The organism is Variovorax sp. GW821-FHT09D04, from assembly GCF_059416405.1.
The window spans coordinates 175,214-197,325 of the sequence record NZ_JBWKPA010000005.1 but is presented as its reverse complement, the minus strand read 5'-3'; the positions used below and the strand labels follow the sequence as shown (position 1 = coordinate 197,325).

General features: G+C 68.6%; 25 protein-coding genes. 9 read left to right on the top strand and 16 right to left on the bottom strand.

Annotated elements, in window-relative coordinates; translation table 11 throughout:
- Positions 1 to 7 precede the first annotated feature (7 nt).
- Complete coding sequence (locus AC07O4_RS17550; protein ID WP_095744064.1) at positions 8 to 865, bottom strand: LysR family transcriptional regulator; 858 nt, start codon at positions 863 to 865, stop codon at positions 8 to 10.
- An 83-nt stretch (positions 866 to 948) separates the two neighbouring features.
- Here AC07O4_RS17550 and AC07O4_RS17545 point away from each other — a divergent pair, with 83 nt between their 5' ends.
- Positions 949 to 1,326 (top strand): tautomerase family protein, encoded by a 378-nt coding sequence (locus AC07O4_RS17545; RefSeq protein ID WP_495305221.1) that lies wholly within the window; start codon positions 949 to 951, stop codon positions 1,324 to 1,326.
- Between the two features lie 160 nt (positions 1,327 to 1,486).
- On the opposite strand, the gene AC07O4_RS17540 is transcribed toward AC07O4_RS17545, so the two are convergent.
- Positions 1,487 to 2,671 (bottom strand): alpha/beta fold hydrolase, encoded by a 1,185-nt coding sequence (locus AC07O4_RS17540; RefSeq protein WP_495305220.1) that lies wholly within the window; start codon positions 2,669 to 2,671, stop codon positions 1,487 to 1,489.
- Positions 2,672 to 2,908: 237 nt separating this feature from the next.
- Between AC07O4_RS17540 and AC07O4_RS17535 the strand changes: the two genes are divergently transcribed.
- A complete protein-coding gene (locus AC07O4_RS17535) occupies positions 2,909 to 3,964 on the top strand; it encodes a sensor histidine kinase (protein WP_495305219.1) in 1,056 nt (351 codons plus the stop codon).
- A complete protein-coding gene (locus AC07O4_RS17530; RefSeq protein WP_495305218.1) occupies positions 3,961 to 4,755 on the top strand; it encodes a LytR/AlgR family response regulator transcription factor in 795 nt (264 codons plus the stop codon). The genes AC07O4_RS17535 and AC07O4_RS17530 overlap by 4 nt, the downstream gene beginning before the upstream one ends.
- Before the next feature lie 33 nt (positions 4,756 to 4,788).
- Here the strand turns inward: AC07O4_RS17530 and AC07O4_RS17525 are convergent, their stop codons facing one another.
- The 14 genes from AC07O4_RS17525 to fliF all read right to left on the bottom strand — a co-directional run bounded on the left by AC07O4_RS17525 (position 4,789) and on the right by fliF (position 16,859).
- Positions 4,789 to 5,667 (bottom strand): hypothetical protein, encoded by an 879-nt coding sequence (locus tag AC07O4_RS17525; protein WP_495305217.1) that lies wholly within the window; start codon positions 5,665 to 5,667, stop codon positions 4,789 to 4,791.
- Between the two features lie 110 nt (positions 5,668 to 5,777).
- The gene (gene fliR / locus AC07O4_RS17520; RefSeq protein ID WP_495305216.1) at positions 5,778 to 6,575 is read right to left on the bottom strand and encodes a flagellar biosynthetic protein FliR; all 798 of its coding nucleotides are present in this window, start codon (positions 6,573 to 6,575) and stop codon (positions 5,778 to 5,780) included.
- The gene (fliQ, locus tag AC07O4_RS17515; protein ID WP_062469313.1) at positions 6,572 to 6,841 is read right to left on the bottom strand and encodes a flagellar biosynthesis protein FliQ; all 270 of its coding nucleotides are present in this window, start codon (positions 6,839 to 6,841) and stop codon (positions 6,572 to 6,574) included. The genes fliR and fliQ overlap by 4 nt, the downstream gene beginning before the upstream one ends.
- Complete coding sequence (fliP, locus tag AC07O4_RS17510; RefSeq protein ID WP_062469318.1) at positions 6,838 to 7,596, bottom strand: flagellar type III secretion system pore protein FliP; 759 nt, start codon at positions 7,594 to 7,596, stop codon at positions 6,838 to 6,840. Before fliP ends, fliQ begins: the two co-directional genes overlap by 4 nt.
- Entirely contained in the window at positions 7,593 to 8,084 is a 492-nt protein-coding gene (fliO, locus tag AC07O4_RS17505) for a flagellar biosynthetic protein FliO (protein ID WP_495305215.1), read from the bottom strand. Before fliO ends, fliP begins: the two co-directional genes overlap by 4 nt.
- Positions 8,081 to 8,509 carry a flagellar motor switch protein FliN gene (gene fliN / locus AC07O4_RS17500; RefSeq protein ID WP_062469325.1) on the bottom strand — a complete coding sequence of 143 codons (429 nt, stop codon included), beginning with the start codon at positions 8,507 to 8,509 and terminating at the stop codon, positions 8,081 to 8,083. The genes fliO and fliN overlap by 4 nt, the downstream gene beginning before the upstream one ends.
- On the bottom strand, positions 8,502 to 9,503 hold the full coding sequence (gene fliM / locus AC07O4_RS17495) for a flagellar motor switch protein FliM (RefSeq protein ID WP_062469328.1): 1,002 nt from the start codon (positions 9,501 to 9,503) through the stop codon (positions 8,502 to 8,504). Before fliM ends, fliN begins: the two co-directional genes overlap by 8 nt.
- 30 nt (positions 9,504 to 9,533) lie before the next feature.
- Positions 9,534 to 10,049, bottom strand: coding sequence for a flagellar basal body-associated protein FliL (fliL, locus tag AC07O4_RS17490; RefSeq protein ID WP_495305214.1), 516 nt, complete (start codon positions 10,047 to 10,049; stop codon positions 9,534 to 9,536).
- A 117-nt stretch (positions 10,050 to 10,166) separates the two neighbouring features.
- Positions 10,167 to 11,498, bottom strand: a complete 1,332-nt coding sequence (locus tag AC07O4_RS17485) for a flagellar hook-length control protein FliK (protein WP_495305213.1) — start codon at positions 11,496 to 11,498, stop codon at positions 10,167 to 10,169.
- A 19-nt stretch (positions 11,499 to 11,517) separates the two neighbouring features.
- Positions 11,518 to 11,976, bottom strand: coding sequence for a flagellar export protein FliJ (gene fliJ, locus AC07O4_RS17480; RefSeq protein WP_062469337.1), 459 nt, complete (start codon positions 11,974 to 11,976; stop codon positions 11,518 to 11,520).
- On the bottom strand, positions 11,973 to 13,400 hold the full coding sequence (gene fliI, locus AC07O4_RS17475) for a flagellar protein export ATPase FliI (protein WP_495305212.1): 1,428 nt from the start codon (positions 13,398 to 13,400) through the stop codon (positions 11,973 to 11,975). The genes fliJ and fliI overlap by 4 nt, the downstream gene beginning before the upstream one ends.
- A gap of 4 nt (positions 13,401 to 13,404) precedes the next feature.
- Positions 13,405 to 14,178: a flagellar assembly protein FliH gene (gene fliH, locus AC07O4_RS17470; protein ID WP_495305211.1), complete on the bottom strand. Its 774-nt coding sequence runs from the start codon at positions 14,176 to 14,178 to the stop codon at positions 13,405 to 13,407.
- Entirely contained in the window at positions 14,165 to 15,166 is a 1,002-nt protein-coding gene (gene fliG / locus AC07O4_RS17465) for a flagellar motor switch protein FliG (RefSeq protein ID WP_062469343.1), read from the bottom strand. The genes fliH and fliG overlap by 14 nt, the downstream gene beginning before the upstream one ends.
- Positions 15,159 to 16,859 carry a flagellar basal-body MS-ring/collar protein FliF gene (fliF, locus tag AC07O4_RS17460; protein WP_495305210.1) on the bottom strand — a complete coding sequence of 567 codons (1,701 nt, stop codon included), beginning with the start codon at positions 16,857 to 16,859 and terminating at the stop codon, positions 15,159 to 15,161. Before fliF ends, fliG begins: the two co-directional genes overlap by 8 nt.
- 280 nt (positions 16,860 to 17,139) lie before the next feature.
- Between fliF and fliE the strand changes: the two genes are divergently transcribed.
- From fliE to AC07O4_RS17430, 6 genes are all read left to right on the top strand, one after another.
- Positions 17,140 to 17,457 (top strand): flagellar hook-basal body complex protein FliE, encoded by a 318-nt coding sequence (gene fliE, locus AC07O4_RS17455; protein WP_495305209.1) that lies wholly within the window; start codon positions 17,140 to 17,142, stop codon positions 17,455 to 17,457.
- Positions 17,458 to 17,623: 166 nt separating this feature from the next.
- Positions 17,624 to 19,270, top strand: a complete 1,647-nt coding sequence (locus tag AC07O4_RS17450; protein WP_159274394.1) for a flagellin N-terminal helical domain-containing protein — start codon at positions 17,624 to 17,626, stop codon at positions 19,268 to 19,270.
- A 163-nt stretch (positions 19,271 to 19,433) separates the two neighbouring features.
- A complete protein-coding gene (locus AC07O4_RS17445) occupies positions 19,434 to 19,799 on the top strand; it encodes a flagellar protein FlaG (protein WP_139700351.1) in 366 nt (121 codons plus the stop codon).
- A gap of 54 nt (positions 19,800 to 19,853) precedes the next feature.
- Positions 19,854 to 21,302 carry a flagellar filament capping protein FliD gene (gene fliD / locus AC07O4_RS17440; protein WP_495305208.1) on the top strand — a complete coding sequence of 483 codons (1,449 nt, stop codon included), beginning with the start codon at positions 19,854 to 19,856 and terminating at the stop codon, positions 21,300 to 21,302.
- A 14-nt stretch (positions 21,303 to 21,316) separates the two neighbouring features.
- Positions 21,317 to 21,736: a flagellar export chaperone FliS gene (gene fliS / locus AC07O4_RS17435; protein ID WP_070061560.1), complete on the top strand. Its 420-nt coding sequence runs from the start codon at positions 21,317 to 21,319 to the stop codon at positions 21,734 to 21,736.
- A complete protein-coding gene (locus tag AC07O4_RS17430; RefSeq protein WP_223301366.1) occupies positions 21,736 to 22,101 on the top strand; it encodes a flagellar protein FliT in 366 nt (121 codons plus the stop codon). The genes fliS and AC07O4_RS17430 overlap by 1 nt, the downstream gene beginning before the upstream one ends.
- Positions 22,102 to 22,112: the final 11 nt, after the last annotated feature.

Sequence of the window (22,112 nt, the reverse complement as noted above, 5' to 3'; positions counted from 1 at the left end):
GGTCGGATCAGTTTCTCGCCACGCTCCTGAACGCCGCAGACAGGGCGTCCACGGCATCCCGCGCCCGAGCCTCCCGGACCCGGGAGTGCAGCAGGACCGGCAGGCGCGGCAGGTCGGGCAGACCCAGCTTGGGGCCCACGTCGACGCAGCCCAGGGGCAGCATGCGCGGCGCCAACGCAGCGACCCCCAGGCCGGCCACCACCGCCGCCGCCACGGCCGCGACGCCGCCCCCCACGAACACCTCGGTCCACGGGATGCCGGCCGTGTCCAGGAGCTGCTCCGCCAACGCGCGCACCCCGCAGGGCTGTGCCATCGTGGCCAGCGGCAGGGGCTCACCCACGCGGTGCTGCCAGCCCGCGGCAGCGAACCAGCCGAAGCGCTCCTGCGTCAGAAGTTTCCCGTCCGTGCGTCCCGCGTGCAGCCGGACGATGACCGTGTCGAGTTCCCGTCGGTCGTAGCTCTGGAGCAGATCGCCCGAGGAGCCGATCCGGATATCGATCAGCAGCTGCGCGTCTTGCGCGTTCATGCGGGCGATCAGCGCGGGCAACTCCGGTCCTGCCACGTGATCGCTGATGCCGATGGTCAGTCGCTGGCGGGCGCTCGCAAAGGCCGCCAGCGTGCGATCGTGGACCGCCAGGAGTTCCCGGGCATGTCCCAGGAAGGCGGCACCGCGCGCCGACAGCTCCACGTGCCGGGGTGTGCGCTCCAGGAGCCGGCAGCCCAGCCTGTCTTCCAGGCGTTTCAGTTTCAGGCTGATTCCTGCTTGCGTGGTCTGCATGACTTCTGCCGCGCGCGTGAAGCTGCCCAGCTCGGTGATGCGAACGAAGGCCTGAACGGCATCGAGATCCAGCGGGCGATCAGTCATGACAAAAGATTGTTATTGAGATAAGTATCAATAGCAAATCTGAATACATAACATCCGCTGTTCCACCATGACCCGGAGCAGCGATGCCCACCATTCACATCTCGATGCGCGCGGGAAAGCCAGAGGCGTACCGGCAGGCGATCTTCGACAGCCTCTATCGCGCCCTGCGTGACACGTTGAACGTGCCGCAAGACGACCAGTTCATGACGATCACCGAGCACGAGGCCGCCAACTTCCGATATGGAGGCGCCTTCGGCGTCGCGCGCAGCGACGATCTCCTGTACATCCAGATCACCGTTTTCAACACGCGCACCGCGCAGCAGAAGAAGGCGCTGTTCCAGCGCATTGCGCAGCTGCTGGCCGATAGTCCGGGGATACGGCCGGAGGACGTCTTTGTGACCATTGCCGATGCCCCCAAGGAGAACTGGTCCGTCGGGCACGGGCTGGCGCAATTTGCCTGAGGAATGGCTCCTTCAGCCTCAAGAAGAAAGCCTGCATCCATCGCGCGATCCCAGAAAACTGGTGGACGGAATTTGAAAGAGGCCGGCGTCCTCTTCCCGACCGAACGCCCCCCGACAACGCCGCAGACCCAAGGTCCTGGTTCGGCCACTCACCGCCTGCTTACTTCGCCAGGAGCGACGCAATCGCCGGCCCGGCCAAGCCGATGGTGGCACCCAGTGCATCGGCGTGGCCGTTGGGACTGTTCATCTCGACATACTCTGCCGGCGTGCCTTGCGCCTTGAGGATCTCCACGGCGCGTTTGGACAGGAGCGGCGGAAAAATCTGATCCGAGCTGATGCCCACGAACAGCGACCTGGCCTTGATGCGTTCTGGCTTGGCGCTGGGCAACTGCAAGGCCTTCAGCGTGTACAGCCAGCTGTTGGCGTCCATGCCCTTGGCACGCGCTTCGCCGATCTTCTCGAGGGTGGCATCGACCGCAAACTGGTTCGCAGCCGCTTCGCCGGGGTTCTTGCCCGGGTCGGCCCACTTCTGGCCGAAGGCCTTGTCGGCCCAGGCGAAGCTGAGCGCATCGAGCGTGACCAGCCGCATCGCCTGCGTCATGCCTGCCAGCGGCTCGGCCTTGCCGTGGTAGTCGCCGTGGGCCCAGTTCGGGTCCAGTCGCACGGCCGCGCCCCACGAGCTCATCTTGGCGATGGCGTAGGCCGGGCTGTCGACGCCAGGTCCCACGATGGACACCAGGCGTTGCACGCGCTCCGGGTAGGCCGAGGCCCATTCCACCGACATCCAGGCGCCGGCCGACGCGCCAGCCACGGCGTAGAGGGTTCGAATGCCCAACGCATCGAGCAGGGCCTTCTGCACCTCCACCGTGTCCCGCGCCGCCAGCACCGGGAAGCGCGGGCCATACGGTTTGCCGGTGGCGGCGTCGATGCTGGCGGGGCCGGTGCTGATGACGGTGGCCGATGCGCGATTGGGGTTGGCCAACGCGTCGGTTGCGATGACGAAGAACCGATCGGTGTCGATCGGCAGGCCGGCGCCGATGATCGTGTCCCAGTAACCCGGCGCGGCGTCGCTCGCCGCATACCGGCCGGCGGCGTGCGAGGTGCCGGTGATGAAGTGATTGATGAGGATCACGTTGTCTCGCGCCGCATTCAGACGGCCATAGGTTTCATAGCCGATGCGCACGCCCTTGATGACCTGGCCGTTCACGGTCGTGTAGGTGGGCAGGTTGAACACCTGCTTTTCCACGATGCCGTCGAAGGCCTGTGCGTGCGTCGTGACGAGGGCCGCACAGACGGCGGCCGCGGCGCAAAGCAGCGTGTTCGAAAGAGAAGAAGATCGTTGCATGGGAACTCCCGGGTGGTGAGGCCCGCACTGTCGGCGGCCGCAGCCAGGCGCGCATCCGGTTTGGCGCCCAAACGCCCGGTGGAGGGCATCAACGGTCGTGAGGCGGCATCGAGCGGTCGCCGTTCGGACCCCTCAAACGACGGCTCGAGGACAAACTCGCCCCACCGGCCCTCGATCGGTAGCGGCATGGCGCGCCAACCTCTACAGTGCCGCGATGCATGCAGCCGACTTCCGTCCGTGATCCGCGTTGATTCGTCCATTCCCGCCCGCTGGCTGGGCGCAGGGCGGCTGACCGCCGGCGCGTTCCTGCTGTGCGCGATCGCGGCCGGGCTGCTCTTCTGGGCTGCTCCTGCACTCGAAACGCCAGCGCGCCTGTTCGTCTTCGTCGAATGTGTCGGCATGGTGTTCATCGCGTGTGTCGCGGTGCTGGGCCGCTTTGGACGACTGCGGCGAATGCAGGCGCTGCCCCGTTGGCTTCTGACCGGCGCGATCGCCATCCCGACGGGGTACTTCGGGGGGCACCTGGTCGCGCTCCTGATCCTGGACGAACCGGTCGGCCGCGTCGTGGGTCATGACAGCGACTACATGGTGGCGTTCGCATTCGGCCTGGTGCTGGCCCTGTTCGTCCTCTACGTCGCCGCGACGCGTGACCAGCTTGCCAAGGAAGCGGGCGCCCGATCCGACGCCCAGCGCCTGGCCACCGAATCGGAACTGCGGCTGCTGCGCGCGCAACTCGAGCCCCACATGCTGTTCAACACGCTGGCGACTCTGCGCTCGCTCGTCGACGAAGACCCACGACAGGCCGAGCGCATGATCGACCAGCTGATCGTCTACCTGCGCAGCACGCATGCAGCGTCACGCGACGAGGTGACGACGCTGCAGTCGGAGTTCGCCCAGCTGAGGGCGTACCTCGACATCATGTCCTTGCGCATGGGTCCGAGGCTGGCCTACCGGCTCGACCTGCCCGCCGAACTGGCGCGAATCGCCATCCCGCCGATGCTGTTGCAGCCGCTGGTCGAGAACGCCATCAGGCACGGCCTGGAGCCGAAGTTGGGCGCAGGGAGCATCGACGTGCTGGCACGGTCGATCGAGGGCGGCATCGAGGTCGCGGTGGACGATTCCGGTCTGGGCTTGTCGCCGCACCTGCCCGCTTCGGGGGGCGACGAGGTCTGCGGGGCCGGACTGAAAAATGTGCGTGACCGCCTCCAGACCCGTTATGGCTTGCGTGCGTCCCTGTCTCTGCAAGCGCGATCGCCGTGCGGCGTTCGCGCGGTCGTGAGGATTCCATCGTGAACGCGTGGCGCGGCGTGATTGCCGAAGATGAACCGGTGCTGTCGCGAACACTGCAGCGCTTGTTGCACGAAGCCTGGCCCGAGCTGGAGATCGTGGGCGTCGCCGACGATGGCCTGAAGGCGATCGAGCTGGCCCAGACCCTGGCGCCCGATGTGATGTTCCTGGACATCAAGATGCCGGGCAAGACCGGCCTGGAAGTCGCCGAGGCCGTCGCTGACGAGTGGCCCGACGACGAGGCCGAACCGCTCTTCGTCTTCATCACCGCGTACGACAACTTCGCGATCTCGGCGTTCGAGCATGCGGCGATGGACTACATGCTCAAGCCGGCGACGCTCGAACGCCTGCAGGTCTGCGTGCAACGCCTGAAGCACAGGTTGCACGAGCGCGCGCGGACACCGGCGGCCGGTGGCATGGCGGCCCTGATGGAGCGCGTGCAGTCGATCACCGATCCGGCGGACGCGCCCGAAAAGATCAAGGTCATCCGCGCCGGCGTCGGCAACACCGTGCGGATGATTCCGGTCTCGGAGGTGATCTGCCTGGAAGCCGCCGAGAAGTACGTCAATGTCGTCACGGCCCAGGGCGAGGCGCTGGTGCGCATGAGCCTGCGCGATCTGGTGTCGCGCATCGACGCCGCCGACTTCACGCAGGTGCATCGCGGCGTGCTCGTCAACACCCACTGCATCGAGAGCGCCACCCGCGACGAGAACGGGCGCTACAGCCTGTCCGTGCGGGGCCTGGCGCGATCGCTCAAGGTCAGCCGTGCGTTCGGGCACCTGTTCCGCGCGATGTAGCGGGAGCAGGCTTGTTGATGGCGAGGGCCGGGGTCATCGTCTCGGGGCGCGCAGCCTCGCAATGCCGAAGCCCAAGGCCACGGCGACGCACAAGAATGCCAGCACGGCCAGCCAGGTGGATTGGGTGAAGTAATAGGCGCCCAAGGCCGCACCCGCCGCCACGAAGGCGCCCAGCCATTCCAGGGCGGGGTCGAGCCAGCTCTTGGCAGCGTGCGCCTTGGGTTCCGCGAACGCGCGATCGTGTTCGTCGATCTGCTGTGGGGTCGGCGATCTGCGGGCCTTCCGTTGTCGCGGGTCGGGGAAGTGTTCTCGCAACGCCGGCGTGGGCCAGGCGCCATCGCTGGATGACGCGAGGCCGCTCAATGTCCAGACCGGGTCCGCATCGTGCCTCGCAAGATCCGACATCAGGCTTTCGAGCGCCTTGCTGTCGTGGAGACCGTCGATGTCCCCAAGATCGGCGCGCAGCCATGGCTCGGCATCGGCCGCATCCGGCAAGCCAGAGGTGCGCAGCAGGAGGTAGTCCCCGAAGTGCTGCGCAATCAGTGCTTCAAAGGACGCGTAGATCGGGCGGTAGCGTTCTCCGACGGCGCCGAGGATCGCTTCACGCCGTGTCGCCAGCCGCGCAACCGCTGCGGCCTCGTCAATGACGAGGTAGGGGTAGGTCGCGTCGGCGCCGAAATCCTCGATGCATTCCTCGCGGTCGACGGCCGAGGCTTCGTCGTCGATGTCGTATTCGTCGATGAAGCGCGCGTACCGGATGTCGCTGGTGCTGAAGAGTGCCCGCCAGAACAGAGGGAAGAACGCGTTGGCCTCCAGCTCGGCGCCGTCGCCGAAGAAGCTGCGCCATTCGTTGCGGCTGCCTTCCGGCATCCGGGGCAGGGAGGAGCTGGACAGATAAATGGGGTGTGACATGCGCGATCTTCCGTGTTGCGGCCGGAATCATCTTAGTGGGAGTGGCGCGTCATCCCGTGACCCTGATGTCCTTCAAACCAGCCGACTGGCCGCAAGCAGCCCTTCACCCCTCAGCGCCGCAACCCCTGCGTGAACCGCAGCATGTTCGAGAGCGACTCCGCAAACCGCGGCTCCAGGAACGCCGCCAGGTGCGGCATCAGCAGCTGCAGCATCACCAGCCCCGCCAGCAGCGTGAGCGGAAAGCCCACTGCGAAGATGCTGAACTGCGGCGAGGCGCGGTTCAGGATGCCCATGGCGAGGTTGAGCGTGAGCAGCGCGGTGATCAGCGGCAGCGCCAGCAGCAGGCCGCTTGCGAAGATGTCGCCGCCCGCGAGCACCAGGAACATCCAGCCGCCGGCCGCGAGCGGCGCGTCGGCGATGGGCAGCGTGTGAAAGCTCGCGGCCAGCGCTTCCAGCATGAGCAGGTGGCCGTCCAGCGCCATGAAGATCAGCATCGCCAGCATGTTCAGCAACCGCGACACCACCATCGTGCTGCCGTGGCTCATGGGGTCGAAGAAGGACGCGAAAGACAAACCCATCTGCAGGCCGATGTACTCGCCCGCGGCCAGCACGGCCGTGAAGATGAGGCGCATCGAGAAGCCCATGGCGGCGCCGATCAGCACTTGCTGCACGATGATCCAGAAGCCGCCTGCCGACACCACGGGCACTGCGGGCAGCGGCCCGATGGTGGGCGAGATCACCAGCGTGAGCACGGCGGCGATGCCCACCTTCACCTGCCGCGTCGCCCAGGGCTCGCCGAACACCGGTGCCGTGGAGACCATGGCCAGCATGCGCACAAAGGGCCAGAGGAAGGCCGCCAGCCAGGCCTCGAGCTGGCCCGAGGTGACGGAAAAAACCGAGGGCGTCACGCCAGCATCTGCGGGATGCTGGCGAACAGGGCGCGCATGTAGTCGAGCATGCGGTCGAGCATCCACGGCCCGGCGATGACCAGCGTCGCGAACACCGCGAGCAGCTTGGGAATGAAGGACAGCGTGGCCTCGTTGATCTGCGTGGCCGCCTGGAAGATGCTGACCACCAGGCCGATCACCAGCGCCACCAGCAACAGCGGCGCACCCAGCAGCAGCGAGATTTCCATGGCCCGGTGGCCCATGGTCATGACGGACTCGGGCGTCATAAGTAGAAGCTCTGCGAGAGCGCGCCGATCAGCAGCTGCCAGCCGTCGGCCAGCACGAACAGCATGAGCTTGAAGGGCAGTGCGATGGACGCGGGCGGCACCATCATCATGCCCATCGACATCAGCACGCTCGCCACCACGAGGTCGATGATGAGAAAGGGAATGAAGATGGTGAAGCCGATCTGGAACGCGGTCTTCAGCTCGCTGATGACGAAGGCCGGCAGCAGGATGCGCAGCGGCACGTCTTCGGGCCCCTGCATCTCGGGCGCCTTGGCGAGCCGCGCGAACAGCGCCAGGTCGGTCTCGCGCGTCTGCTTGAGCATGAAGGTCTTGAAGGGCGCGATGCCGCGCTCCAGGGCCTTCTCGGCGCTGAGCTTGCTTTCCGAGAAGGGCACGTAGGCCTCGGTGTAGGCCTTGTCGAACACCGGCGACATCACGAAGAAGGTGAGGAACAGCGACAGCCCCACCAGGATCTGGTTGGGCGGCGAGGTCTGCGTGCCGATGGCGGTGCGCAGCAGGCCCAGCACGATGAGGATGCGCGTGAAGCTGGTCATCGACAGCAGCAGCGCGGGCAGGAAGGTGAGCGAGGTCAGCAGCACCAGCGTCTGCACGCTCAGCGACCAGGTCTGGCTGCCGCCAGGGCCCGGCGTGCTCGTGAGGCCGGGCAGGCCCTGCGTCCACGCGGCGGCGGGCAGCGTGGCGGCGAGCAGCAGCAAGGCGGTGCGCAGGCCGCGGTGCAGGGCAGGGCGCGTCATGGCGCGGTGCGCGCCTTGCCCGCGAGGGAATCGCGCAGCTTCTGGGCGAACAGGCCCACCGGGTTCTGTGGCGACATGGGTGTGACTGCCGCAGGCGTTGCCTGGGCCGGCAGCGTGTGCAGCGTACGGACCTGGCTGCTGGTCACGCCCAGCACCAGCCACTGGCCGGCCACGTCCACCACGACCACGCGCTCGCGCGGGCCGACCATGGCGGTGGACACCACCTTCACCACCTGGCCGCCGCCCAGCCGCTGCAGGCCGAAGCGCCGCGCCAGCCATGCGCACAGGAAGATCAGGCCGACGACCGCCGCCATGCCGAAGCCCGCCTGCAGCAGGCCCGCGCCGCCGACCGCAGCGGGCTGCGCGGCTTCGCGCACCGGCGTGGGCACGGTGGGCAAGGCCGCATGCGCCGCATGCGCCGCATGCAGGCCCAGTGCCAGCAGCGCGACGCCCCGCGCAAGCAGCGAAGACACCCGCGCCAGGTTCATGCGCGCGCGAGCTTCTGCATGCGCTCGGAGGGCGTGACGATGTCGGTCAGTCGGATGCCGTACTTCTCGTTCACCACCACCACCTCGCCCTGCGCAATGAGGTAGCCGTTGATCAGCACGTCCAGCGGCTGGCCGGCCAGGCCGTCGAGCTCGACCACCGAGCCCTGCGACAGCTGCAGCAGGTTCTTGATGGTGATGCGCGTGCGGCCGATCTCGGCGGTGAGCTGCACGGGCACGTCGAGCACGCGCGCGATGTCCACGGGCGTGGCGGACGATGCAGCCGGTGCGTCCTGGATCTGCTGGAAGACCTGCGCCGTTGCGGGGGCCACGGCCGGGTCGGGCGCGGGCGCGCTGGCCGCGGTCTGCTCGGCCAGTGCGCTGGCCCAGTCGTCCGCGTCGCTGGCGGCAGAGGTGTTGTCAGTCATGGTCGTTCTTCGAATCGCTGTCTTGGTGGGAGATCATGTGTTGCACGCGCAGGGCGTAGCGCTCGTTGGAGGTGCCGTAGCCGCAGGCCATCACGGGCACGCCGCCGACCTTGGCGACCACCGTCGCCGGCAGCTCGATGGGAATCACGTCGCCCACGCGCAGCTTCATCACCTCGCCCAGCGTCGAGGGCATGGTCACGAAGTCGGCGGTGAGCTCGACGTCGGCGGCCTGCATCTGGCGCGACATCTGCGTGACCCAGCGCTTGTCGACCTCGACCTCGTCCTGGATCGGGTTGGACAGCAGGTCGCGGATCGGCTCGATCATCGAGTAGGGCAGGCACACATGCAGGAAGCCGCCGATGGGGCCGAACTCGATCTGCAGCGTGGTGTTGATCACCACCTCGTTGGGCGCCACGATGTTGGCGAGCTTGCCGTGCATCTCGGCGCGCACGTAGTCGAAGGCCAGCGGAAACACCGGCTGCCACGCGTCGCCGTAGCACTGCAGCGACAGGTCGAGCAGGCGCTTGATGATGCGCTGCTCGGTGCGCGTGAAGTCGCGGCCTTCCACGCGCACGTGGTAGCGCCCGTCGCTGCCGAACAGGTTGTCCACCACGAGGAACACCAGCTTCGGGTCGAACACGAAGAGGGCGGTGCCGCGCAGCGGCTTCATGTGGACCATGTTGATGTTCGCGGGCACCGGCAGGTGCCGCACGAACTCGCCGAACTGCTGAATCTGCACCGGCCCCACCGAGATGTCGGGGCTGCGACGCATGAAGTTCAGCAGCGCGCTGCGCAGGCCGCGCGCAAAGCGGTCGTTGATGACCTCCAGCGTGTGCATGCGGTTGCGCACCACGCGGTCGGGCGCACCGAGGTCGTAGGCCGGCAGGCCGTCGGGCGGCGGCGCGGGCGCGGCGGCCTGGTCGAGGTCGCCGCCGGTGACGCCCTGCAGCAGCGCATCGACCTCGTCCTGGGAGAGCACCTGTTCATACGCCATGGATCGCGGGTCCGCAAACGGGCATCGTCGTCACTGCACGACGAAGGAGTTGAAGGACACGCTCGCAATGCCCAGCTCGGGCAGGCCCTCGGCCAGCGGTGCGTTCAGGGCGCTGTGGATTTCCGTGGCCAGCCGGGCCTTGTCTTCCGAGGTGACCAGCGATTCGGGAGGGCGGTTCGACAGCAGCACCAGCAGGCGGCTGCGCAGCTCGGGCATGAACTCCACGATCTGCGCCTTGGCCTGCTCGTCGCGCACCTTCAGCGCCATGCCGATCTGCAAAAAGCGCGAGCGGCCTTCGGACTGCAGGTTGACGGTCAGCGGCTCCAGCAGAAGGAAGATGGGTTTCTCGGGCACCGGCGCCTTGGCCGTCTCGGCGGCGGCGCGCTCGGTGAAGCGGGGCAGCACGAAGACGTACGCGGCCGCGCCGGCCACGGCCAGGCCGAGCACGGCCACGAGCCCGATCAGCAGTTTCGAGGTGCGGCGCGAGGCCGGCGGGTCGGTCGCGACCGACGCAGCCGCGGTGGCGGCGGGAGAAGAGGTAGCCATGGTGAAACGGTGGACGGGTCCGATCTATTCTTTGCGAAGTCGCCCGCCGGCGAACGGCCGAACAAGCGCACAAAGGCGCTTCACATCCGTTCATTGCGGGAGGCGGACGGGGCGGTTTCAGGCGAAGGTGTCGACGCCCGGGCCCGTGCGTGGGGTGGCAACGGGGCGGGGTGCTGCCGTTGCCGTGCGGGCGATGTCGGTGGCAGCGGAGGTGCCCTGCGGTCGCCATGCGCCCTGTCGCTGGTGTTGCTGCTGCTGTTGCTGCGCGAACGCCGCGTCCTGCCCGAACGGCGCGCGCGTGTCCGCGCCCACCGAGGTCTGGCCCAGCGTGATGCCCTGCTCCGACAGGCTGGTGCGCAGCTGTGGCAGCGCAGCCTCGACGGCCTTGCGCACGCTCTCGTGCGCCGACACGAATGCGGCCTGCGCCTGGTGCTCGCCGACCGACAGCGTGACCTTCAGCGGGCCGAGGCCGGCGGGGTTGAGGTTCAGCTCGGCCGTGTGCGTGCCGCCGAGGCTCATGCGCGCGAGCTGCTGGCCGAGTGCGGGCGCCCATTTCTCGCTGCCGACTTCGGGCGCGAGCGTGTGCACGGCGGGGCGTGCGGCGGGGCTTTCGGTCGTGCGCTCAGTGGAGACGGTCGCGGGCTGTTGAAGCGCGAACGGGGTGGTGGACGGAGTCGTCGCGTCGTCCCCTGATGTACTTGCCGACACTGCGGCGACCGTGGTGGCTTCTGTCGTCGCGGGCTTCGCATCGACGGCGGGCTGGGCTTGCGCTGCGGCTGCCAGCTGTTCGGTGGTGGTGGCACTCACGGTGCGCGGTGCGCCCGCGCGGCCCGGTGCGGCGGTGCCGACGGGTGGGCCGGCCGGTGCGGTCGCCGGCTTCTTGCCATCGACAGCCATCGGCTGCGCGGCGACGGCGGCGCGCACGATCTCGTACAGCGAGGGCGGCGCGGCGTTGTCGGTTTCAGGTGTCGCGCTTTGTGCGGCGGCGGTAGCGGTGGGGGCGGAAGCGTCTTCGGTGGCGATGGCGGGCGCGGGCGTGGCGGCGGCGTCGCTGCTCACTCGGACCGTGCCTGTAGGGAGACCGGCTTGCGCGTCAGGCGTGACCGGCGCCAGCGAAGTTTCAGGCGCACCGCTGCCCTGCGTGGCCGCACCTCCCGCAAGCACCAATGCCTGTTGCGGCGTGACGGCGGCTGCGAGAAAAGCGAGGTCGGGCTCCGCAGGCTGCGCATCCCGCATCTCTTCAGCAAGCTCCGTCTTGCGCAGCGGCTTGGCATCCGCCACCACGGTGTCGGCATCCGACGCCTTCTCGGCCCGGCTCGTGCGCGACCGTTCAAGCGCGGCACCGAACGCGCGGCCCTGTGCTTCGTCGGCACTGCGGCCACGTGCGCCGCCCTGCGCGACCGGCGAGGTGGCGGCAGGCGTGACGGACGGCGGGATCATGGGAGGCATGTCGGTTCCTGGAGGAGATTCAGTGGGTGGGGTGCGAGGCGCGGTCGAAGAACTGGCGGGCGGCGCGTTCGTCGCTGTCGCGCTGTTCGCGCTTGGCCTGCGCCATCAGCTCCTGCGCACGCACGCGATCGGCCAGCGTGTCGAAGGAGCTGAGGCGGCGCTTCTCGCGCTGCCAGTCGGTGCGGCCGCGGTCGAGCTGGTGCCCGGCCCGCTCGGCGATGGCGCGCTGCTGCGCAATCGCGTGGTCGAGCGTGCCGAGGAAGTTGCGGTAGTTGCGCCACTGCGAAGACGGCAGGCCGCCGCGCATCAGCGTGTCCAGTTGCGCGTGGTAGTCCTGGCGGTACTGCAGCAGCAGCTCGAGCTTCTGCTGCGCGCTCAGGTGCGCGCTTTGCAGTGCGCCCAGGCGGCGCGCGGCGTCGTCGGTCTGGCTCTGCGCCAGGTCGATGAGCATGCCGAGGGGGAGCTTGCTGCTGCTCATGGGCGTCCTGGGGAAGGTGTGTTCGTGAACAGGCTGCCCATGTGGGCGATGGCCTCCTCGTAGCCGGTGCGCTCGTGCATCGACTGCTGCAGGAAGGCCTCGATGCGCGGGTACATCGCGATCGCCTGGTCCAGCTGCAGGTCGTGCCCCGGCGCGTAGGCGCCGACGCTGATCAGGTCGCGGTTGCGCTGGTAGCGCGACAGCATCTGCTTGAAGCGGCGCACGGTGTCGAACTGCGCGGGCGCAATCAATGACGTCATCGCGCGGCTGATCGAGGCCTCGATGTCGATGGCCGGGTAGTGCCCCGCCTCGGCCAGCGTGCGCGAGAGAACGACGTGGCCGTCCAGGATCGCGCGCGCCGAATCGGCGATCGGGTCCTGCTGGTCGTCGCCTTCCGAGAGCACGGTGTAGAAGGCCGTGATCGAGCCGCCGCGCCCCTGCGCGTCGCGCGCGCCGTTGCCGGCACGTTCGACCAGCGCAGGCAGCCGCGCGAACACCGAGGGCGGATAGCCCTTGGTGGCGGGCGGCTCGCCCACGGCCAGCGCGATCTCGCGCTGCGCCATCGCATAGCGCGTGAGCGAATCCATGATGAGCAGCACGTCCTTGCCCTGGTCGCGAAAGTACTCGGCCAGGCAGGTGGCGTAGGCCGCGCCTTGCAAACGCAGCAGCGGCGAGTTGTCGGCCGGCGCGGCCACCACCACGGCGCGGGCCAGGCCTTCCTCGCCCAGCGTGTTCTCGATGAAGTCCTTCACCTCGCGACCGCGTTCGCCGATGAGGCCGACCACGATCACCTCGGCGCTGGTGTAGCGGGCCATCATGCCCAGCAGCACGCTCTTGCCCACGCCCGAGCCGGCGAACAGGCCCATGCGCTGGCCGCGGCCGACGGTGAGCATCGCGTTGATGGCGCGCACGCCCACGTCGAGCACCGAGTCGATGGCCGCGCGCGACAGCGGGTTGATCGGCGGCGCCGCCAGCGGAACCTGGCGCGCCACGTCGAGCGGGCCCAGCCCGTCGAGCGGCCGGCCGGCCGCATCGACCACGCGCCCCAGCATGCCTTCGCCCACGGGCAGGCGCTTGGTGTGGGCGTCGCCGGTCGCACCGGGCTCACGCAGGCCGGGCCGCGCGAAGACGCGCGCGCCGGGCAGCAGGCCCGCCACCTCGGTCTGCGACATGAGGAAGAGGCGGTCGCCCGCGAAGCCGACGACCTCGGCTTCGGCATGGCGCTGCGGATGGCCGGGCGGCAGCTCGATGAGGCAGTCGCTGCCCACGGGCAGCTGCAGGCCCACGGCCTCGAGCACGAGGCCAACGGCGCGCGTGAGGCGGCCCGAGGCGGTGGTGGTCGTGCTGCGGGCGACATCGGCGCGCGCCTGTTCCAGCACGGCGCGCACGCTGTTCAGATGAGGGTTGGTGGCCGTCGTCTGCATCGGCTCAGGAAGCGTCGCCACGCAGCGCCGCACCCACGCGCTCCCAGCGCGTGGCCAGGCTGGCGTCCAGCTCGCCGGTGGCCGACTGCACGCGGCAACCGCCGCGCGCCAGGCTGTCGTCGGCGCGCAGCTGCCAGCCGGCCGCCTCGATCTCGTCGCCCAGGCTGTTCTTCACCAGCGCCAGGTCGTCGGGGTGCAGCAGCAGGCGCGGCTCGCCGCGCAGCGCGGGTTCGGCGTGCAGCAGGTCGCGCACCAGCGGCAGCACCCATTCGGGCTCGGCCTGGTAGGTGCGGTGCACCACCTGGCGCGCCACGTCGAGCGCGAGCGCGAGCACGGCTTCGGACAGCTCGGCTTCGGCGCCGCGCAGCGCCTCGGGCAGCGAACGGGCCAGTGCGCGCAGGCGCTCGGCATGCACGCTGGCGGCGGCGAGGCCGGTGGCCAGGCCTTCGGTGTGGCCGACCTGGCGGCCTTCGGCCAGCCCGGCGGCGCGGCCCTCGGCTTCGCCTGCAGCGCGTGCTTCCTTGCGGATGCGGGCCAGCTCGGCGAGGTCGACCTTGGGTGCGGGAGGCGCAGGCGGTGGAGAAGGGCGCTGCGCCGTGTGGCGCGAGAGGGCCGTGCCCGACGGCGCCTTGCCATCGAGCGTGCCCATCTCCCAGCGCTCCCACGCCGACAGCGCCGGGGTGCCTGCGCCGGCCTGGCGCGCCGCCGCGTGGATGGCGGCGAGGCGCTCGCGCGAACTGTTGGAGGCGCCGAAGGCGCCGGGGTCAGACGAAGTCATCGGTGCCAGGCGCCGCGATCACGATCTCGCCGGCGTCCGCCAGACGGCGGGCGACCTGCAGGATGGCCTTCTGCTCGGTCTCGACCTGCGATACGCGCACGGGGCCGCGCAGCTCCATGTCCTCGCGCAACGTCTCGGCCGCGCGCTGCGACATGTTGCTGAGGAACTTGTCGCGCAGCTCCAGCGGTGCGCCCTTGAGCGCGATGATGAGCGAGTCGCTCTCGATGTCCTTGAGCAGGCGCTGGATGCTGCGGTCTTCCAGGCCCAGCAGGTTCTCGAACACGAACATCTCGTCGACGATGCGCTGGGCCAGCGCCTCGTCCTGTTCGCGCACATGGGCGATGGCTTCTTCTTCCACCGTGGTGCTCATCAGGTTGACGATCTCGGCCGCGGTGCGCACGCCGCCCAGGCGGCTGCGGCGCAGGCCCTGGCCCGCGAGCATTTCGGTCAGCACCTCGGTCAGCTCGTTCAGCGCCGAGGGCTGCACGCCGCCGAAGGTGGCCACGCGCATGATCACGTCGTGGCGCAGGCGCGCGGGCAGCTTCTCGAGCACCTCCGAGGCCTTCATGCGGTCCAGGTGCACCAGCAGCGTCGCAAGGATCTGCGGGTGCTCGTCGCGGATGAGTTCGGCCACCTCGCCGGCCTCGAGTTCGTTCAGGCGCTCGATGCCGCCGTGCGGCTCGTCGGGCTGCAGGATGTCTTCCAGCAGGTTGCTCGCGCGGTCGTCGCCCAGCGCCTTCTTGAGCACGGCGCGGATGTAGCTGGTCGAGCCCAGGTGCAGCGCCGACAGCTGCTCGGTCTCCTGGCGGAACTCGGCCAGCACCGAGGCCAGCTCGTCGCGCGAGACCGCGCTCAGCTTGGACATGGCCAGGCCCAGTGCCTGCACCTCGGAGGTGGGCAGCAGGTGCAGCGCGGCGGCGGCGCGGTCTTCGCCCAGCGCCATGAGCAGGATGGCGCTCTTGCGGGTGCCTGCTTCGCTGCTAGTCATCGGAGTGCATCCAGTGCTGGATCAGGGCGGCCACGAGCTTGGGGTCCTTGTCGGCGGTCTGCTGGGCGTAGTCCATGTCGGCCTTCTGGCGTGCGGACTCGCGCTGCTGCAGTGTTTCTTCGGGCTCGGCCGGGGCCGTGCCGATGGGGGCCACGGCGCTTGCATCGGCCACGGGTTGCGCGGGCGGCGGCGCGGCCAGGTGCCGGCGCATCAGCGGGCGCCCCACGGCGAACCAGGCGAACAGCGCGAGCAGGCCGATGAGCAGGTAGGGGACCAGCGTCTTGCCGAACGCGAGGTTGTCGCGGTCGCGCCAGAACGGCACGTCGGCCGCGGGGCCGGCGTCGCTGTCGCCATCGCGGGCGAAGGCGCTGTTGACCACGTTGAGCGAGTCGCCGCGTTCCTGGCTGAAGCCCATCGCTTCCTTGGCGAGGTTGCGGATCTGCTCCAGCTCGGCCGGTGCGAGTGCGCGGGCGCTGGTCTTGCCCGCGGCATCGACCGTGTCGCGGTGGTTCACCACCACGGCGACCGACAGGCGCTTCACGCCGCCGGCGGCCTGCTGCACGTGACGGATGGTGCGGTCGAGCTCGTAGTTGGTCGTGACGTCCTTGCGCGTGTTGCTCGGGCCGGCCGGTGCAGCGGCGGGAGATGCGTTCGGCGTGTTCGGTGCGCCCGGCGCGTTCGGCGGCTTGGGCGCGGTGATCGGCGCCGTCGGGTTCACCGGTGGCTGGTTCGACAGCGCGCCCGGCACGCCGCCCGGTGGCGCGCCGTTGTGTTGTGCCGATTCGCTGGACTGCTGGCTGCGGATCGCGGCCTGCGCCGGGTCCTGGTTGGGCCGGTACTTCTCGTCGGTGTGCTCCACCACCGAGAAGTCGATCTCGGCCGCGACCTGCGCGCGCACGTTGCTCGCGCCCACCAGCGGCTGAAGAATGGCTTCGATGCGGCGCACGTAGCCCTGCTCGATCTCCTGCGCGTACTTGAGCTGGCTCACGTCCAGCCCCTGGCTGGTGCCGCGCGCCGACGACAGCAGGTTGCCGCGCTGGTCGACCACCGTGACGCTCTTGGCGTCCAGGTCGGGCACGCTGCTAGACACCATGTGCACGATGGCGCTCACCTGGCCTTCGTCGATGCTGCGCCCGCGCATCAGCGTGAGCACCACCGAGGCCGAAGGCTTCTTCTGGTCGCGCACGAACAGCGACGGCTTGGGCAGCGCCAGGTGCACGCGCGCGGCCTCGATGCTGCCGATCGATTCGATGGAGCGCGCCAGCTCGCCTTCGAGCCCGCGCTGGTAGTTGACCTGCTCGGCGAACTGGCTGGTGCCGAACTTCTGGTTGTCCATCAGTTCGAAGCCCACGCCGCCGGCCTTGGGCAGGCCCTGCGCCGCGAGCTTCAGCCGCGTCTCGGCCACCTTGTCGCCCGCGATCAGGATCGCGCCGCCGCCCTCGGCGAACTTGTAGGGCACGTTCATCTGCTGCAGCGACGCGATGATCGCGCCGCCGTCGCGGTCCGACACGTTGGTGTAGAGCACCTTGTAGTCGGGGCCGCGGCTCCACAGGAAGAAGGCGGCCGCCACCGTCGCCAGCGCCGCGGCGCCAAGGATCAGCGGCAGCCGGGGCTGCGCGCGCATGCGCTCCAGCATCGGGGGCAGGCCGTTGGCGCCCGCCGCCAGGCCGCCCGTGGGCGCGGCCGTGCTCATCGGCGCGCCTTCGCCGGGGCCGTTGCGCCGCGCAGGGCCGGCGCCGGTGTGAGAGAAGGAATTCGGTGTTGGGATGTCATGCCGGTGGCCGGCGACGTCGTGCGCGGCCTGTGGTTTCGCGAACGATTGTCAGCAGGCGATGGGGAATTCGATCGGTCGAACAGCCGGGGGTTTTGCCCTCAGTTGCGCGTTTGAATGGGGGTCTTCCCTTGATACGCTGCCTGCCGGTTGGAGCGCTCGCGCGCTCCGTGTCAAGTCAGCTGGAAGTGAACTTTTCCCCATGTCCATCAATGCCATCGAATCCGTCCTGCAGCAGATGCGCGCCACCGCGCTCGCCAGCGGCATGGGGCCCACGACGACTGCGCCGGCTGGCGCGGGCGGCTTCGCGGCCGAGCTGCAGCGCTCGCTCGCCAACATCAGCGGCGCGCAGCAGCAGGCCTATGCGCAGGCCGAATCCTTCGAGCTGGGCAAGCCCGGCGTGGCGCTCAACGATGTGATGGTCGACCTGCAGAAGGCCAACGTGGCGTTCCAGACCGGGCTGCAGGTGCGCAACCGGCTGGTGACGGCCTACCAGGAAATCATGAGCATGCAGGTATGACGAGGCAGGGGGTGGCAACGTAGAACTTTTTTCGTTGCGACCCTAAAGGTTTGCGGACACCCGCCGATATCCCCTTCAACGATGGCTTGAGTCTCACCGTGGAAGCGGGTCCAGCGTTACGGCCGATGGCCGGAGTCCACAACCTTTTGTCAATCAGGAGTCGAACATGGCGCAAGTCATCAATACGAACAGCCTTTCTCTTCTCACGCAGAACAACCTCAACAAGTCGCAATCGGCCCTGAACACGGCCATCGAGCGCCTGTCTTCCGGCATGCGCATCAACAGCGCCAAGGACGACGCCGCCGGCCAGGCCATCGCCAACCGCTTCACCGCCAACATCAAGGGCCTGACGCAAGCCGCGCGCAACGCCAACGACGGCATCTCGATCGCGCAGACCACCGAAGGCGCGCTGACCGAAGTCAACAACAACCTGCAGCGCATCCGCGACCTGTCGGTGCAAGCCGCCACCGGCACCAACTCGGCCACCGACCTGGACTCGATCCAGTCGGAAATCGGCCAGCGCCTGGACGAAATCAACCGCGTGTCGGAACAGACCCAGTTCAACGGCGTGAAGGTCCTGTCGGCCAACGCCGGCAAGCTGACGGTGCAAGTCGGCGCGAACGATGGCGAAACCATCGACATCGACCTGCAGGAAATCAGCGCCAAGACCCTGGGTCTGGAAAGCTTCAACGTGAACGGCACGGGCACGCTGAACAAGGCCGCCACCAAGGACGACCTGACGCTGGCTGGCGCTGTCGCCAACGGTGCACCGGTCAACGGCACGCAGAAGTACGACGTCACGGCCACCAACACGCTGGCCACGCGCAGCCAGCTGCTGGCGGGCGCCAAGGCGGGCGACTCGGTCGTCACCGCAGGTTCCACCTACACCTACAACGCTGCGAAGTCCGCCTTCACCTTCGGTGAAACGGGCCGCACGAACGCTGCCACGATCGCTTCGCTCCAGCCCGCAGCGGGCTCGAGCAAGACCGCCACGGTCACGATCGGCGGCACCTCGCTGGACGTCAAGATCGACAGCGCCGGCACGATCACGGCGACCGACGGCTCTGCATTGTTTGTCGACAACGTGGGCAACCTGACGCAGAACAGCGCTGGCGCTGGCGTTCAGGCAGCCACGCTGACGAGCCTGACGACCAGCATGGCGTCGGCTACCGGCACGGGCGGCACCATCAAGGTCGGCGGCACCACCTACACGGCAACCGCCGGTGCAGCCAACTTCGACGTGACCGGCGACGAAATCTCGGCCGCTGCGCTGAACGACAAGCTGGCCGCAGGTGCTGGCACCGCCGTGGCGGCATCGACCATCGGCGGCGTGGCAGGTGTCACGATCACTGCTGGCGGCACGGTTGCTGGCGCCTACGTGGGCGCCGACGGCTCGCTCGGCAACTCGCTCACCACCGTGTCGACCTACAGCGTGCACAGCAACGGCGCAGTGACCGACGGCGCTGGCAATGCGGTCTACGCCGATTCGGCCAAGGCCGGTGCCTTCACGCTGAACGCCCGCAGCGGCAAGACCTCGACGGTCGACCCGCTCAAGGCCCTGGACGCCGCCCTGTCGAAGGTCGACAAGCTGCGCTCCTCGCTGGGTGCGGTGCAGAACCGTTTCGACTCGGTGATCGCCAACCTCGGCACCACCATCACCAACCTGTCGTCGTCGCGTTCGCGCATCGAAGACTCGGACTACGCCGTGGAAGTGTCGAACATGACGCGCGCGCAGATCCTGCAGCAGGCCGGTACCTCGGTGCTGGCCCAGGCGAACCAGACCACGCAAGGCGTGCTGTCGCTGCTGCGTTGATTCGCTAAGACCACCGGGCGCTCCTCACAAGGGCGGCGCCCGGTGCCTTGGTTTTTTGCTCGCAGGCCTTCGGGGCGACCCGAAGCCGCCTGCGTTGTCCTGTGCGGCCACGCTCGTGGCGAGGCCGCACAGGACAACGAACTCCAGAAGAAGAACGCAGACCATGTCCCAGCCCGTACCCGCCGCCTCCGCCGTGGAAAGCCCCTGGCTGCAGCAACTGCTCGCCGGCCGCACCGGTGGTGCCGCTGCGGCCGCCGCCGAGGCCACCGCACTGCGCAAGGCCGAGGCCGAGGTCGAGGAGGCGACGCCGGTGCAGATCGAGATGGCGGTGAAGTCCGTCAATGCCTCGCTCGAGAGCCGCTCGATCAGCCTGCAGTTCGAGGTCGACCGCGACACCGACAAGCTCATCGTCAAGGTGGTCGACCGCAGCAACGGCGAAGTCATTCGCCAGATTCCGACCGAAGAGGTCGTTCGCATCGCCAAGGTCATGGACCGGCAGGCCGGGCTTCTGGTGAGCCAGCAAGCCTGATCACGACCCGCTCCAGACCTCTTCATTTCATTCGCATTTCAGGACACCCCCGACATGGCATCGATCAGCAGCATCGGCGTTGGCGCCAACCTTGACCTGGGCGCATTGCTCACCCAGCTGCAGACCGCGGAGAACCAGCCGCTGGTGGCCCTGAAGGCCAAGCAGACCAGCTACAACAGCAAGCTCTCGGCCTACGGCACGCTGCAAAGCGCGCTCACCGGCATCCAGGCGGCCGCCAAGAAGCTGGGCGACCCAGCGCTGTTCCAGGCCATCACCGGCACGCCGAGCGTGAGCGGCATCCTGGCGGCCAGCGGCACCGACCCGCGCTCGGTCGGCACCTATGCCATCGACATCTCGCAGCTCGCGCAGGCGCAGTCGGTCATCGCGAAGGGCCAGGCCAGCACCACCAGCGCGATCGGCAGCGGCAAGATCACCATCGACTTCGGCAAGGTCTCCGGCGGCACGCTGGACCCGGCGACCGGCCAGTACACCGGCGCCACCTTCGACAAGGACGCGACGCGCACGGCCAAGCCGATCACCATCGATGTGACCAACAACACGCTGGGCGGCATCCGCGATGCGATCAACGCGGCCAACGCGGGCGTGTCGGCCACCATCGTGAACGACGGCAGCGGCACGCCCAACCGGCTGGTGCTCACTTCCACGCAGACCGGCGAGGCCTCGGCCATGCGCATCTCGGTGGACGGCGACGCCGCGCTGCAGAACCTGCTGGGCAACGACCCCGCCGGCACGCAGAACCTGAAGCAGACCGCCGCGGCGCAGAACGCCAAGCTCACCGTCAACAACATCGCCGTCACCAGCACGAGCAACTCGGTGACCGACGCCATCCAGGGCACCACGCTCACGCTGGTGCAGACCGGCAAGCTCAACCTGGTGATGAAGGCCAACACGACGTCGGTGAAGACGGCCATCACCGATTTCGTGAAGGCCTACAACGCGCTGCAGAGCACTGCGAAGTCGCTCACGGCCTTCGACACCGACGCCAAGGCCGCCGCGCCGCTGGTGGGCGACTCGACCCTGCGCAACCTGCAGACGCGCATCCGCCAGGCGCTGGTCGCCCCGCAGGTGGGAGGCCCGAACGACCTGAAGGTGCTCACGTCCATCGGCATCTCGTTCCAGAAGGACGGCACGCTCGCGATCGACAACGACAAGCTCGACAAGGCCATCGACACCAACCTGGAGGGCGTGGCGAAGCTGTTCTCCAGCGGCACCGGCAGCACCGCCGGCTACGGCAAGCAGCTGACGGCGCTGGTCGACGACCTCACCGGCACCAAGGGCGCGCTCAAGGTCGCCACCGACGGCGTGACGAGCTCGCTCAAGCAGCTCGACACCCAGTACACCGCGATGAAGGAACGCGCCGACGCGACGGTGGAGCGCTATCGCAAGCAGTTCGTGCAGCTGGACGTGGCGATGAACAAGATGAACGGCACGCTGAAGTACCTCGCGCAGCAGTTCGACGCGATGAACGCCAGCAAGGGCTGAGGACAGGACGCGACATGTACAGCTCTCACCACTCCCGCACCGGTGCCGGCGTCTACGCGCGCGTCGGCGTGGAGACGCGCGCCATGAGCGCGTCGCCGCTGCAACTGATCCACATGCTGTTCGACGGCGCGAAGACCGCCATCGGCGCGGCGCGCCTGCACATGACGGCCGGCGACATCGGCGCCAAGGGGCAGGCGATTTCGAAGGCGATCAACATCGTCGACAACGGCCTGAAGGCCAGCCTCGATGCCGAGGCGGCCGGCGAGGCCGGCGGCGACATCGTCGGCAACCTCTCGTCGCTGTACGACTACGTGGTGCAGCGCCTGCTGCTGGCCAACCTGCGCAACGACGTGCAGGCGCTGGACGAGGCCGACCGCCTGCTCGACCACCTGGCTTCCGCCTGGCGCGAGATCGACGACAGGCCCTCCAACTGATGATGCAGAGCGTGACCTGGGGGCAGGAACAGATGGCCGTGCGCAGCGAGATCGTCCATTGCTACGAGCAGCTGGCTGCGTGCATCTCGACGATGCTGGCGCTGGCCCGTGCCAAGGAATGGGGGCAGCTGCCCGAGCTGGAGGCCCGGTGCTCGGCGTCGGTCGAGCGCCTGAAGGCGATCCAGCCGCTGGCGTCGCTGGAGCCCGCGCAGCGCGACCTGGTGCTGCGCCTGCTCGAGCGCATCTGCACCGAGCAGGCCGAGCTGTCGGGGCTCATCAAGCCGCAGCTCGACGACCTGATCCGCCGCATGGATTCGCTCAACCACCAGAAGAACCTGGGCAAGGCCTACGGCCTCGCGCACTGACGCGAACCGAC

Bases quoted from the DNA above. Each gene is read 5' to 3' on its own strand.
- fliF (WP_495305210.1), bottom strand. From the start codon at position 16,859: ATGAGCACGGCCGCGCCCACGGGCGGCCTGGCGGCGGGCGCCAACGGC.
- AC07O4_RS17550 (WP_095744064.1), bottom strand. From the start codon at position 865: ATGACTGATCGCCCGCTGGATCTCGATGCCGTTCAGGCCTTCGTTCGC.
- fliQ (WP_062469313.1), bottom strand. From the start codon at position 6,841: ATGACGCCCGAGTCCGTCATGACCATGGGCCACCGGGCCATGGAAATC.
- AC07O4_RS17445 (WP_139700351.1), top strand. From the start codon at position 19,434: ATGTCCCAGCCCGTACCCGCCGCCTCCGCCGTGGAAAGCCCCTGGCTG.
- fliS (WP_070061560.1), top strand. From the start codon at position 21,317: ATGTACAGCTCTCACCACTCCCGCACCGGTGCCGGCGTCTACGCGCGC.
- AC07O4_RS17540 (WP_495305220.1), bottom strand. From the start codon at position 2,671: ATGCAACGATCTTCTTCTCTTTCGAACACGCTGCTTTGCGCCGCGGCC.
- fliH (WP_495305211.1), bottom strand. From the start codon at position 14,178: ATGACTTCGTCTGACCCCGGCGCCTTCGGCGCCTCCAACAGTTCGCGC.
- AC07O4_RS17545 (WP_495305221.1), top strand. From the start codon at position 949: ATGCCCACCATTCACATCTCGATGCGCGCGGGAAAGCCAGAGGCGTAC.
- fliI (WP_495305212.1), bottom strand. From the start codon at position 13,400: ATGCAGACGACGGCCACCAACCCTCATCTGAACAGCGTGCGCGCCGTG.
- fliM (WP_062469328.1), bottom strand. From the start codon at position 9,503: ATGGCGTATGAACAGGTGCTCTCCCAGGACGAGGTCGATGCGCTGCTG.
- AC07O4_RS17430 (WP_223301366.1), top strand. From the start codon at position 21,736: ATGATGCAGAGCGTGACCTGGGGGCAGGAACAGATGGCCGTGCGCAGC.
- fliO (WP_495305215.1), bottom strand. From the start codon at position 8,084: ATGAACCTGGCGCGGGTGTCTTCGCTGCTTGCGCGGGGCGTCGCGCTG.
- AC07O4_RS17485 (WP_495305213.1), bottom strand. From the start codon at position 11,498: ATGCCTCCCATGATCCCGCCGTCCGTCACGCCTGCCGCCACCTCGCCG.
- AC07O4_RS17525 (WP_495305217.1), bottom strand. From the start codon at position 5,667: ATGTCACACCCCATTTATCTGTCCAGCTCCTCCCTGCCCCGGATGCCG.
- fliJ (WP_062469337.1), bottom strand. From the start codon at position 11,976: ATGAGCAGCAGCAAGCTCCCCCTCGGCATGCTCATCGACCTGGCGCAG.
- fliP (WP_062469318.1), bottom strand. From the start codon at position 7,596: ATGACGCGCCCTGCCCTGCACCGCGGCCTGCGCACCGCCTTGCTGCTG.
- fliG (WP_062469343.1), bottom strand. From the start codon at position 15,166: ATGACTAGCAGCGAAGCAGGCACCCGCAAGAGCGCCATCCTGCTCATG.
- fliE (WP_495305209.1), top strand. From the start codon at position 17,140: ATGTCCATCAATGCCATCGAATCCGTCCTGCAGCAGATGCGCGCCACC.
- fliD (WP_495305208.1), top strand. From the start codon at position 19,854: ATGGCATCGATCAGCAGCATCGGCGTTGGCGCCAACCTTGACCTGGGC.
- AC07O4_RS17450 (WP_159274394.1), top strand. From the start codon at position 17,624: ATGGCGCAAGTCATCAATACGAACAGCCTTTCTCTTCTCACGCAGAAC.
- fliN (WP_062469325.1), bottom strand. From the start codon at position 8,509: ATGACTGACAACACCTCTGCCGCCAGCGACGCGGACGACTGGGCCAGC.
- fliL (WP_495305214.1), bottom strand. From the start codon at position 10,049: ATGGCTACCTCTTCTCCCGCCGCCACCGCGGCTGCGTCGGTCGCGACC.